The organism is Streptomyces sp. BL1, assembly GCF_057628045.1.
Map to the genome: position 1 here is coordinate 4,978,436 of NZ_JBXYWZ010000002.1, position 11,354 is coordinate 4,989,789.

An 11,354-nucleotide genomic window follows, 5' to 3' on the forward strand; every position below is an offset into this window, starting at 1 on the left:
GACACACGATAGCCGCCAACTGCCACCCCAGGGGGTGCTGTTGCTGCTATCGGCATATGCCGTTGGCGGAGAGGGGGTGCGGGGCCCCGCACCTGCGACGACCCCGCACCCCGTACTCCGCAGGGATCAGAGCACCGCGCTCAAGAACTCGCGGGTGCGCTCGTGTTCGGGGTCGCTGAAGATCTTCTCCGGCGAGCCGGACTCGATGACCCGCCCCGCGTCGAACATCAGCACGTCGTCGGAGATGTCCCGTGCGAAGTTCATCTCGTGCGTGACGCACAGCATGGTGATGTCCGTCGTCTGCGCGATGTCGCGCAGCACGTCCAGCACACCGGCCACCAGTTCGGGGTCGAGCGCCGAGGTGACCTCGTCCAGCAGCAGCACCTGCGGCCGCATGGCGAGCGCGCGGGCGATGGCGACGCGCTGCTGCTGGCCGCCGGAGAGCTGCGTCGGGTACTTGTCGATGTGCTCGGTCAGGCCCACGAGTTCGAGCAGGTCGCGGGCGCGCTGCTCGGCCTCGTCCTTGGACAGCCCGAGCACGTGCACGGGGGCCTCGGTGATGTTCCGCAGCACCTTCATGTTGGGGAAGAGGTTGAACTGCTGGAACACCATGCCGATGCTCTTGCGCACCTCGCGGGTGTGCTTCTCGCCGGCCACGACGAGCTTGCCGCCCTTCTCCTCGTGCGTGAGGTAGTCGCCGGCGACCTTGATGGTGCCCTCGTCGGGCTTCACCAGCGTCATCAGCAGCCGCAGGATCGTGGTCTTGCCGGATCCGGAGGGGCCGATGAGGGTGACGTGCTTTCCGGAGGCGACGTCGAAGCAGAGGTTGTCCAGCACGACGTTGCTGCCGAAGCGCTTCGTCACGTTGTCGAACTTGATCAACTCGCTGCCGTCGACGGCCGGGTTCGCGGTCTCCGCCGCGGAGGCGGTCGGTGGGGTGGTGTCACTGGACAAGACGACGCTCCAGGGCTCGCATCAGCAGGGAAGCCGGGTAGGCGATGAGGATGAAGGCGACGCCGACCACGGTGATCGGCTCGACGTACTGGAAGGATCCGGCGCCGAAGATGCGGGCGCGCTGGAGCATTTCCAGCACGCCGATCACGGCGAGGATCGGGGTGTCCTTCAGCATCGCGATGACGTAGTTGCCGAGTGCCGGGACGACCCGGCGGAAGGCCTGCGGCAGGATCACCGCGCCCCAGGTGCGGGTGCGCGGCAGGCTGAGCGCGGTGGCCGCCTCCCACTGGCCCTCGGGCACCGCGTCGATGCCCGCCCGGTAGACCTGCGCGGTGTACGTCGAGTAGTGCAGCCCGATCGCGAGGACGCCGGTCGTCAGCGTGGAGAACTGCACGCCCCACTCGGGCATCACGTAGAACAGGAAGAACAGCTGGATGAGGAGCGGCGTGTTGCGCACGAACTCGTTCAGCAGCCCCACCGGCCAGGTGAGGAAGCGGGTCTTCGAGCGCAGCGCGATCGCCCACACGAGCCCCAGCGCGAAGGACATCAGTGAGCCCATCACCAGCGCCTGCAGGGTGACGAGCACCCCGCGCCAGAACTCCGGCAGAAAGTCCGATACCGCGGACCAGTCCCACTGCATCAGATACCGCCTCCAGCCTTCGGGGCAGCGGTCTCGGACTGCTGCCGCAGGCCGAGCATCCGGGTCAGCCCCGCGCCCTTCGGCGGCGCCTGCCCGATGCCCGCCTTGGCCTTGCGCTCAAGTCCCCGCATGCCGCGGGTGATGAGGAAGGCGACGACGAAGTAGATGACGAGGGTGTACGAGTAGACCTCGGCGCTCTCCTGCAGCGCGAGGCGGATCATCTGGGCGCTGAACGCCGTGTCGCCGACGCCCATGATGGAGACCAGCGCCGTACCCTTCATCAGCTCGATGGCCAGGTTGTTGAACGGCGGGATCATCTCCGGCCAGGCCTGGGGGATGAGGAGTTTCCGCATCCGCTGCCCCGCGGTGAAGCTCAGTGCGATCCCCGCCTCGCGCTGCGCCGGACTCACCGACTGGAGGGCGCCGCGGACGACTTCGGAGCCGTACGCGCCGTAGGTCAGGCCGAGGGAGACCACCGCGGCCCACATCGGGACGAGCTGCCAGCCGAGCATCAGCGGCAGGACGAAGAAGACCCAGAACATCAGCACCAGTGCGGAGGTTCCGCGGAACACCTCGGTGTAGAAGCCCGCGACGAAGCGGACGATCCACAGCCGGTGGGTGCGGGCGATGCCGACGGCGAAGGACACCGCCGCGGCGAGCGCGCCGCTGAACACGGTGAGCTGGATGGTGATCCAGAGTCCCTTGAGCAGAAGTTCCCAGAGATGGATGTTCATCGACAGATCCACCTCCCCTTCTTGTCCTTGCCCCCGAGTTCCCTGGCGGTCCAGTCGGTCATCTCGTTCTCGGTGAAGCCGAACGGCCGCATGATGCGCAGCAGTTCACCGCTCTCCCTCATCTTCTTGAGTTCGCGGTTGAACAGATCGCGCAGTTCGGTGTCCACGGGACGGAAGGCGAACCCGCCCGCGTCCCGCACCTTCGCTCCGTCGACCACGGCGGCGAACTCCCCCGTGGCCTCCGCCTTCCGGCTCTTCTTGACCACTTCGCGGACGGTCACCGCGGTTCCCGCGAAAACGTCGATGCGTCCGGCCTCCACGGCGTTCAGACCGGCCACCTGGTCCTGCAGGATGGTGATCTTCTCCTTCGGATAGCCGGCCGCCACCGCGTAGTCGATTTCCGCGTAGGCGCTGCCGGTACCGAACTTGGCCTTCTTCTTCACCACGTCCTCGTAGGAGTTCAGCCCCAGCGGGTTGCCCTTGCGAACGATGAAAGAGTCCAGCATCCGGTACTCCGGATCGGAGAAGATGACACTCGCGCAGCGTTCGGCGTTGATGTACATACCGGCCGACACCACGTCGAATTGCTGCGTCCGCAGCCCGGGTATCAGCGAACCGAACTCGGTCGCCACGGGCTGGACTTTCTCCACCCCCAGCCGTTTGAAGATGACTTTCGCGAGCTCCGGCGCCTCGCCGGTGAACTCGCCGTTCTTGTCGATGAATCCGTACGGGACCTCGCCCGCGATGCCCAGACGTACGGTTCCGGCGCTCTTGAGACGGGTGAGCAGATCGCCCGTTGGTACCCGGCTGCATGCGGTGGTCGCCCCGAGCGCGGCCACCGCACCAAAAGACGCCGCTCCCGCAAGCAGGGAGCGGCGGCCGAAACCTCTTCCGTTTCTTCCGGTGTTGTTCCCTTGTGGTGGAGCCATGGGCGCGCAACTACCCAGCGGGGACGACAATATGCCGATCGTTTCCGGCCCTTGATCCTCTTGCAACCAGCGTGACCTGTGCTCCGGAAACACCCAGGAAACAAGCGTTCCTCTCGGCACAGTGGGAACCGTTCACCGGAGAATCTGGCCATCACTCCCATTCCGGGAGCATTCCGGGAGTTCTCTGCTCCTCAGTTTTCACCGCCCGGGGGTGCCGGGATGCCGGCGACGCCCGCCTCGTACAGCGCGTGCGCCGCGCGCAGCACCAGGGCGTCCTCGTGCCGCGCCGCCACCAGCTGCACACCGATGGGGAGTCCGTCGCCGTCAGTGCCGCACGGCACCGAAGCGGCGGGCTGCTGCGTCATGTTGAACGGATAGGTGAACGGCGTCCAGCCGGTCCAGCGCCGGTACGGGGCGCCCTCCGGCACCTCGCGCCCCGCGCCGAACGCGGTCCCCGGAAGGGTCGGCGTGACCAGCAGGTCGTACGTGCCGGGGCGGCGCGCCCCGGGGCCGCCCGCCGCGCCTCCGCCGCCGCTCAGGAACCCGCCCATGATCCGGCCCATCGCCATCCGTACGTCCACGGCCGCCAGATAGTCCAACGCGCTGTACGCGGCGCCCTCTTCGCAGATCTCCCGCAGCCCGGGGTCCAGCGCGTCCCGCTGCTCCTTGCCGAAGTGCTGCGTCACGCGCGCGGCGCCGCTGAACCACAGGGTGTGGAACTCCTCGGCACAGTCCGGCAGTCCGGGGTCGGCCTCCTCCACCTCGGCGCCCAGTTCCGCGAGCCGGCCCACGGCGCGCCGCACCGCGTCGGCGACCGCCGGGTCGACGTCCGTGTGCCCGCCCAGCGTCGGCGCGTACGCGATCCGCAGCCCGCGCACCCCGCCGTGCAGCCCCTCGCGGAAACTGCCCTGCCGCGGCCCCAGATGGGACCAGTCCCGCGGGTCGGGGTCGCCGATCACGTCCATCAGCAGCGCCGTGTCGGCAGCGTCCCGGGTCATCGGCCCCACGTGCGCGAGCGTGCCGAAGGCGCTGGCGGGATAGAGCGGAACGCGCCCGTACGTGGGCTTCAGCGCGAAGACCCCGCAGAAGGACGCGGGGATCCGCACCGACCCGCCGCCGTCCGTGCCCAGCGCGAGCGGCCCGGCCCCGAGAGCCACGGCGGCGGCCCCGCCACCGCTGGAGCCGCCCGCGGTACGGGAGGGGTCGTACGGGTTGCCGGTCACCCCGTGGCGGGGCGAGTCGGTGACGCCCTTCCAGGCGAACTCCGGTGTGGTGGTCTTCCCCAGGAACACCGCCCCGTGCTCCCGCAGCCGCGCCACCGAGGGGGCGTCCTCGTCCTGCGGCGCGTCGTCCCCGATGGCCCACGACCCCTTGTACGTGGGGGCGCCGCGCATCAGGAGGATGTCCTTCACCGTGGCCGGCACCCCGTCGAGCAGTCCCCGCGGGGTGCCCTGCCGCCAGCGCTCCTCGCTCTCCCGCGCGCGGGAGAGGGCCTCCTCGTGGTCGATCCGTACGAAGGCGTTGACCCGGCTCTGCGCCGACTCCGCACGGGAGAGCGTCTCCTGTACGGCGTCCACGGGGGAGAAGTCCCCCGCCGCGTACCCCGCGAGGAGCTGGTTCGCCGTCAGCGCGCCGAGATCCGGCATGGCACGTCCTCTCCAGTCACGACAGTCACAAGTCTTCCCGCGCGGGCCGCACCGGCCGCGGGCTCACACCGTCGGGACGTAACCGAGCTGTTTGTCCACGACGTTCAGCAGTGGTTCGCCCGCCTCCCAGCGGTCGAAGTTGTCCAGGAACTGTTCGGCGAGGTCGTCCCGCCAGCCCACGGTGTCCCCGCTCATGTGCGGCGAGACGAGCAGTCCCGGCACGTCCCAGAGCGGGCTGTCCTCCGGCAGCGGCTCGTCCGCGAAGACGTCCAGCGCCGCGCCCGCGAGGTGCTGCCGCCGCAGCGCGTCCGCCAACTCGTCCTCGACGACGTGCTGTCCGCGCCCCACGTTGAGGAAACGCGCCCCCGGTTTCATCCGGGCGAAGGACTCCGCGCCGAACAGCCCGTGCGACTCCTCCGTCAGCGGCGCCACGCACACCACCCAGTCGGCCGTGGCCAGTACGTCCCCGAGCGCGCCGACGGTGTGCACCCGGCCGAATTCCGGATCGCCGTCCCGCGCGCGCCGGCCGACCAGATCGACCGTGACACCCAGTGCCTTGAGGGTGCGGCCGATTGACCTGCCGATAGGACCGGAACCGACCACCGCCGCGCGGCTTCCGCTCACGCGCATTGTCTCCCGGTGTCGCCAACGGCGTTGACGCTGCAATTCCCATGTCCCGGGAAAATCCTTGGCCATGGCGAGGACAAGTCCCGCCACGTATTCGGAAATGGGCTGGTCGAAGACTCCGCGCGCATTAGTGAGGACGGTGCCGGGCGATTCGGCCAGCTCGGGGAGCAGCCGGTCGACACCGGCGCTCGGTGTGTGCACCCAGCGCGGCCGCGGACCGCCGCCGGGCCACGCCTCGCGTACCGCGTCGGACAGGAAATCCCACACCAACAGCACGTCCGCGGTGGGAAGATGCTCGGCCAGGCTCTTCTCGTCGGCGTGTACGACTCGGGCCCGGCCCGCCAGCCGGTCCAGTCGCGGCAGCGGCTCCGCATCCAGGACGAGCACACAGGATTCGTCGGTCATAGCCAGGAAACCATTTCGAAACGAAGGTGCGGTTGACTGTGCGGCGCCCGGTGAGGAAGGCATGGCCTTGTGAGGGATGCGAGGATTGACCACGGTAGGGAGCGCGAACTACCTTCGTCAACAAAGGCATCTGTCCCTGCGTCCCGGCTTCCGACCGGCGTTCCGTTTCTTTCTTTTGGCTTCTGGCCGCGCAGGCCACCCCTCCGTTCTTTGGGGCTCGAAATGGATGTCTCCTTCCTCGGCGGACCGCAGCCGCAGCGCGGCGTCGGCATCGTCGCTCCGTTCGACTTCGCTCTCGACCGGGAGCTGTGGCGCTGGGTTCCGGACGATGTGTCGCTGCACCTCACCCGTACCCCGTTCGTACCCGTCGAGGTGAGTCTCGACCTCGCACGCATGGTCAGTGAGCACGAGACGCTGCGCGAGGGCGTGCGCGCACTGTGCGCCGTGGCGCCCGAAGTCCTCGCGTACGCCTGCACGTCGGGCAGTTTCGTCGGCGGCACCGCGGGCGAGCGGGCCATGAGCGCGGCGATGGCGCAGGCCGGCGAACTGCCCAGCCTGACCACCTCGGGCGCGCTCCTCGAAGCGCTGCAGGAGATCGACGCACGGCGGGTCGCCGTCGTCACCCCCTATACGAAGTCGGTGACCGACTCGCTGGAGGACTACCTCGGCGAGGCCGGCATCACCGTCACAGGCCGCAGCTACCTCGGCCTCACCGGGGAGATCTGGCGCGTGCCCTACCGCGACGTGGTCGCCATGGCCCGCGACGCGGTAGCCGACGGGCCGGACGCGCTGTTCATCAGCTGCACCAACCTCCCTACGTACGACGTGATTCCGCAGCTGGAGGCCGAGCTGCGGATGCCGGTCCTGTCGGCGAACCAGGTGACGGTGTGGGCCGCGCTGCGCCGGATGGGCAAGGAGGCGGTCGGTCCGTACCAGGCGCTGCTCGACCCGGTCGCGCGACGCGGCCCGGCGGCGATGTCCCCTTCGCCGTCGGAGCCCTACGAGCCGTACGAGACGTACGACTCCTGCCGTCCCTACGGGGTGAACGAGCCCGGCGACGCAGCCGCGTTGGCCGGCGCCGGCACGGACGGCATCGACCCGTCCGACGGCCTCGACGGCGCGGGCCCTTCCGCGGGCCCCGACGAGTGGGGCGGCCCGCAGCCGCCCGTCTGACGGGCGTAAGCGCAACAGGCGGGCACGGCAGGCAGCCCCAACCGGCAGGCGGGGCACGGCAGGCAGCCTCATCCGACAGGTGGGGCACAGAGAGGCGCAGCGGGAGGCGAATGTGCCGGACACGGCGAACGCGACCGACATGACGGGGAGCTCCAAGGCCGTCGGATTCCTCTATCCCGGCTACTCGGCAGAGGACGACTATCCGCGGCTGGAGGGCATCCTCGCGGACGCCGGCGCGCGGGTCCGGCTGCCGCTGGTGCACACCGACATCGGCGAGGACGCGCACCGGGTGGACGCGCTGCTGGAGATGGGCTCGGCGGCGCGGCTCGCCGACCGGGTCGAGGAGGTCAAGAAGGCGGACATCCAGGCGGTGGTGTGGGCCTGCACCAGCGCCAGCTTCGTCTTCGGCTGGGACGGCGCGCACGAGCAGGTGCGCGAGCTGTCGGCGACCGCGGGCCTCCCGGCGTCCAGCACGTCCTTCGCGTTCGCCGGCGCCGTACGGCAGCTCGGTGTCGAGCGGGTCGCGATCGCCGCCACCTATCCGGAGGACGTGGCCGCGCTGTTCACCGGCTTCCTGAAGGCGGCGGGCGCCGAGGTCGTCACCATGCGCGGCAGCGGCATCATCACCGCGGCCGAGGTCGGCACCTGGGGCCGGGACGAGGTCCTGGCCCTGGCCCGCGGCGGCGACCACCCCGACGCGCAGGCGGTGCTGCTGCCGGACACGGCGCTGCACACCGCGGAGTGGATCCCCGACCTGGAAGACGCGCTGGGCAAGCCCGTCCTGACGGCCAACCAGGTCACCGCCTGGGAGGGGCTCCGCCTGCTGGACGAAGAGGTCCGCTGCCCCGCGCTGGGCCGCCTCTTCTCCTGACCCCCGCCCCGCCGCCGTACGGATTCCGTCCCCGTGGCGCGTCGCACACGCGCCACGGGGAAGAGAACGGCGCCGCCCGCCGTTGTCCCTCACCGGACCGAAGCACTGAGTGAGCGGAGAGAGGCGGACCACGTGGCGGGCGAAGAGCGAGCGGCGGACGACGGCATCCGGGGGACGGCACACGGCACGGCACCGGTGCCGCTGTCGGTACTGGACCTGGCGAACGTCGGTACGGGGCACACCTCCTCCGACGCGCTGCGCGCCTCCGCCGAGGCGGCCCGGCTCGCCGAACAGCGCGGCTTCACCCGCTACTGGGTGGCCGAGCACCACTCCATGCCGGGCGTGGCCAGCTCCTCGCCCGCCGTCATCCTGGCCCATCTCGCCGCCCGCACCGAGCGGATCCGGCTCGGCTCGGGCGGCGTCATGCTGCCCAACCACGCCCCGCTGGTGATCGCCGAACAGTTCGGCACGCTGGAGGCGCTGGCCCCCGGCCGGATCGACCTGGGCCTGGGCCGCGCGCCCGGCACGGACGGCGCGACCGCCGCCGCGCTGCGCCGCACGGACCGGCTGAACGAGGGCGCGGACGACTTCCCGCAGCAGCTCGCCGAGCTGATCCGGTTCCTCGACGACGACTTCCCCGAGGGGCACAAGTACTCCCGGATCCACGCCGTCCCCGGACCCGTCCAGGGCGAGAGCGTCACGCGCCCCTCGGTGTGGCTGCTCGGCTCCTCCGGCTTCAGCGCCCAGCTGGCCGGCCAGCTGGGCCTGCCGTTCGCCTTCGCCCACCACTTCTCCAGCGCCAACACCCTTCCCGCGCTGGACCTCTACCGCGAGAGCTTCCGCCCCTCGGCGGTGCTCGACGAGCCGTACGCGCTGATCGGTGCGGCGGCGCTGGCAGCCGATGACGAGCGGGAGGCGCGCCGTCAGGTGCTGACCGGCGCGCTGTCCATGCTCCGGCTGCGGACGGGCCGCCCCGGCCTGATGCCGACTCCCGAGGAGGCGGAGGCGTACCCCTTCAGCGAGATCGAGCGGGACTTCGTCGACAGCTGGATGAACAACGTCACCTTCGGCACGCCGGACGCGGTACGGGAGGGCCTCAACGGCCTGGTGAAGCGCACCGGCGTCCAGGAACTCATGCTCACAGCCAACGCCCACACTCCCGCCGCCCGAGTCCACTCCCTCCAACTGATCGCAGACGCCTACGACTTGCCGTAAGGGAAGGGGCGCGGGGAACGGCGCGAACAAGGGGCGCGGGGAACGGCGCAAGATAAGGGGCGCGGGGAACTGCGCAAACCCCAGCGGAACCGCAGCCCCCCGCCCCCGCGCTACCCGAGCAACTCCCCAATCCGCTCCGCGGCCATGGGCCGCGCATAATGCCACCCCTGCCCCGTATCGCACCCGATCCGCCGCAGCCGCTCGGCCTGCGCCTGGTTCTCCACGCACTCGGCAGTCACGGTCAGCCCGAGGTTGTGCGCGAGCTGCACCAGCGCCGCCACGATCGTCTCGTCGGCCGGGTTGGCGTACTCCCGCGCGGTGCGGAAGCCCTCGACGAAGGTGCCGTCCAGCTTCAGCGTGCGCACCGGGAGCCGGCTGAGATAGGCGAGGTTGGAGTAGCCGGTGCCGAAGTCGTCGATGGCGATCCGGATGCCCATGTCGCTCAGCGCCCGCAGCGCCTGCAGCGGGCGGCCCCCGGACCCCATCACCGCGGACTCGGTGAGCTCCAGCTGGAGCAGCCCCGACGGCAGCCCGGTCTCCTCCAGGATGTCCCGGACGTCGGCCACCAAGTCCGAGTCCCACACCTGCCGTACGGCCACGTTGACGCTGACGAACAGCGGCTGCCCTTCGTGCTCGTCCATCCACCGCCGTGCCTGGCGGCACGATTCCGCGAGCACCCAGCGCCCCAGCGGCACGATGGCGCCGTTCTCCTCGGCGAGTCCGATGAAGCGGTTCGGCCCGAGCGTGCCGAACCGCGGATGGCGCCAGCGCACCAGCGCCTCCACCCCGCGCACCGACTCGTCTCCGAAGCCCACGATCGGCTGGTACTCCAGCAGGAACTCGCCCCGCTCGATGGCGCCGCGCAGGGTGCTGGACAGCTCCTGACGGGTCATCCGGTGCGCGTTCCGCTCCGGGTCGAACAGCGTCCAGCGGTCCTTGCCGTCCGCCTTCGCCCAGTACAGCGTGGTGTCCGCCGCCTGCATCAGCGCGGTCGGCCCGGTGCCCGCCGCCTCCCGCTCCACGACGCCGATGCTGGCCGACACCGCCAGCCGCTGCCCGTCCAGGTCGAACGGCTTGCGCAGCTCCGCCTGTACGGCCTTCGCGAGCCCCGTCAGCTGTTCCGTCCCGGTCGAGCTCTCCACCAGCAGTGCGAACTCGTCACCGCCGAGCCGCGCCACCAGATGCCCCGGCCCGTCGCCGTCCTCCGCGCAGCCGGCGAGCCGCTGCGCGACCGCGTCGAGCAGCTGGTCGCCGGCCCGGTGTCCGAGCGTGTCGTTGACGGCCTTGAAGCCGTCGAGGTCCAGATAGCAGAGCCCCACCCGGCCGGTCGCCGTGTCGGACAGTGCGTTCGTCAGCCGCTCGAAGAACAGCGTGCGGTTGGGCAGCCGGGTCACCGGGTCGTGCATCTGCAGGTGCCTCAACCGCTCCTGGAGATCCCGCCGTTCACTGATGTCGGCGATGGTCAGCAGCGCCTCGCCGGGCTGCGCCGTGGGCACCAGCGCCACATCGGCCCACAGGGTGTGCCCGTCGGCGTGCTTCAGCCGGCTGGTGCGGCTCATCCGGTCGCTGCGTCCGCTCAGTACGTCGCGGCAGGCGTGGTGCGCCCTGGCGTCCGGGCCGATGCCGGCGAGTTCGACGACCGGTACGGCCGCCAGGGACTCGGGCCGGATGCCGAGCAGCGCGCCGAGCGCCCGGTTCGCCGACCGCACTCTGCCGTCCTGGTCGACGATCGCCATGGGCAGCTGCGCCGCGTTGAACGCCGCCCGGTAGTCGCTGATCCGTGGCCGTCCGCGGCGGCCGCGCCCCGCTCGCCCTCCCATACTCTCCGTGATGGTCTGCGCTGGTGTTCCGGGGACGTGGCCGGGGCTGTCGCCCGGTCCTTCGAGGGGTCCGTTCACCGATCGCTCCCACGGGGGACTCGATACGTACGGGCCGGCAGGGCGGCGGGACTGATCCGTCCGGTAGCCGGTCCGCGCTGGAAATGTGCCGATCATAGAGGCTTTCGGCAGACCGGAGCCAGTGTCTCCGGTGCTGATCCGGGCCACTGTTGCGCCTGGGGCAGACTCGTTCTTACGCACCTGACAGATTTCCCTCCGGTGTTGAAAGAGTTCTGATCACAGGCGATATGTCGTCACGTGGAGTAATCGTATTGCCCGTGGC

10 protein-coding genes are annotated in these 11,354 nt (G+C 70.4%); 3 read left to right on the top strand and 7 right to left on the bottom strand.

Annotation, left to right across the window (positions count from 1 at the left end; translation table 11 throughout):
- Window positions 1–126: 126 nt before the first annotated feature.
- The 6 genes from ehuA to AC3AGO_RS21890 form a co-directional block, all read right to left on the bottom strand.
- On the bottom strand, window positions 127–954 hold the full coding sequence (ehuA, locus tag AC3AGO_RS21865) for an ectoine/hydroxyectoine ABC transporter ATP-binding protein EhuA (protein ID WP_487821916.1): 828 nt from the start codon (window positions 952–954) through the stop codon (window positions 127–129).
- Window positions 944–1,594 carry an ectoine/hydroxyectoine ABC transporter permease subunit EhuD gene (gene ehuD, locus AC3AGO_RS21870; protein ID WP_487821917.1) on the bottom strand — a complete coding sequence of 217 codons (651 nt, stop codon included), beginning with the start codon at window positions 1,592–1,594 and terminating at the stop codon, window positions 944–946. The genes ehuA and ehuD overlap by 11 nt, the downstream gene beginning before the upstream one ends.
- Window positions 1,594–2,328 carry an ectoine/hydroxyectoine ABC transporter permease subunit EhuC gene (ehuC, locus tag AC3AGO_RS21875; RefSeq protein WP_487824754.1) on the bottom strand — a complete coding sequence of 245 codons (735 nt, stop codon included), beginning with the start codon at window positions 2,326–2,328 and terminating at the stop codon, window positions 1,594–1,596. Before ehuC ends, ehuD begins: the two co-directional genes overlap by 1 nt.
- Complete coding sequence (gene ehuB / locus AC3AGO_RS21880) at window positions 2,325–3,257, bottom strand: ectoine/hydroxyectoine ABC transporter substrate-binding protein EhuB (protein WP_487821918.1); 933 nt, start codon at window positions 3,255–3,257, stop codon at window positions 2,325–2,327. The genes ehuC and ehuB overlap by 4 nt, the downstream gene beginning before the upstream one ends.
- A 191-nt stretch (window positions 3,258–3,448) precedes the next feature.
- Entirely contained in the window at window positions 3,449–4,903 is a 1,455-nt protein-coding gene (locus AC3AGO_RS21885) for an amidase (RefSeq protein WP_487821919.1), read from the bottom strand.
- Between the two features lie 63 nt (window positions 4,904–4,966).
- Window positions 4,967–5,935 carry a D-2-hydroxyacid dehydrogenase gene (locus tag AC3AGO_RS21890; RefSeq protein WP_487821920.1) on the bottom strand — a complete coding sequence of 323 codons (969 nt, stop codon included), beginning with the start codon at window positions 5,933–5,935 and terminating at the stop codon, window positions 4,967–4,969.
- A gap of 222 nt (window positions 5,936–6,157) precedes the next feature.
- Here AC3AGO_RS21890 and AC3AGO_RS21895 point away from each other — a divergent pair, with 222 nt between their 5' ends.
- From AC3AGO_RS21895 to AC3AGO_RS21905, 3 genes are all read left to right on the top strand, one after another.
- Window positions 6,158–7,108, top strand: coding sequence for a maleate cis-trans isomerase family protein (locus AC3AGO_RS21895; protein WP_487821921.1), 951 nt, complete (start codon window positions 6,158–6,160; stop codon window positions 7,106–7,108).
- 139 nt (window positions 7,109–7,247) lie between these two features.
- The gene (locus AC3AGO_RS21900) at window positions 7,248–7,979 is read left to right on the top strand and encodes a maleate cis-trans isomerase family protein (protein ID WP_487824755.1); all 732 of its coding nucleotides are present in this window, start codon (window positions 7,248–7,250) and stop codon (window positions 7,977–7,979) included.
- Between the two features lie 132 nt (window positions 7,980–8,111).
- Complete coding sequence (locus AC3AGO_RS21905) at window positions 8,112–9,194, top strand: LLM class flavin-dependent oxidoreductase (RefSeq protein ID WP_487821922.1); 1,083 nt, start codon at window positions 8,112–8,114, stop codon at window positions 9,192–9,194.
- A gap of 110 nt (window positions 9,195–9,304) precedes the next feature.
- Here the strand turns inward: AC3AGO_RS21905 and AC3AGO_RS21910 are convergent, their stop codons facing one another.
- A complete protein-coding gene (locus AC3AGO_RS21910; protein WP_487821923.1) occupies window positions 9,305–11,092 on the bottom strand; it encodes a putative bifunctional diguanylate cyclase/phosphodiesterase in 1,788 nt (595 codons plus the stop codon).
- Between the last annotated feature and the right edge of the window lie 262 nt (window positions 11,093–11,354).

What these genes read in the sequence shown, in the direction of transcription:
- AC3AGO_RS21890 (WP_487821920.1), bottom strand. Translation starts at nt 5,935, where the DNA reads ATGACCGACGAATCCTGTGTGCTCGTCCTGGATGCGGAGCCGCTGCCG.
- AC3AGO_RS21895 (WP_487821921.1), top strand. Translation starts at nt 6,158, where the DNA reads ATGGATGTCTCCTTCCTCGGCGGACCGCAGCCGCAGCGCGGCGTCGGC.
- AC3AGO_RS21900 (WP_487824755.1), top strand. Translation starts at nt 7,248, where the DNA reads ATGACGGGGAGCTCCAAGGCCGTCGGATTCCTCTATCCCGGCTACTCG.
- ehuB (WP_487821918.1), bottom strand. Translation starts at nt 3,257, where the DNA reads ATGGCTCCACCACAAGGGAACAACACCGGAAGAAACGGAAGAGGTTTC.
- ehuD (WP_487821917.1), bottom strand. Translation starts at nt 1,594, where the DNA reads ATGCAGTGGGACTGGTCCGCGGTATCGGACTTTCTGCCGGAGTTCTGG.
- ehuC (WP_487824754.1), bottom strand. Translation starts at nt 2,328, where the DNA reads ATGAACATCCATCTCTGGGAACTTCTGCTCAAGGGACTCTGGATCACC.
- AC3AGO_RS21885 (WP_487821919.1), bottom strand. Translation starts at nt 4,903, where the DNA reads ATGCCGGATCTCGGCGCGCTGACGGCGAACCAGCTCCTCGCGGGGTAC.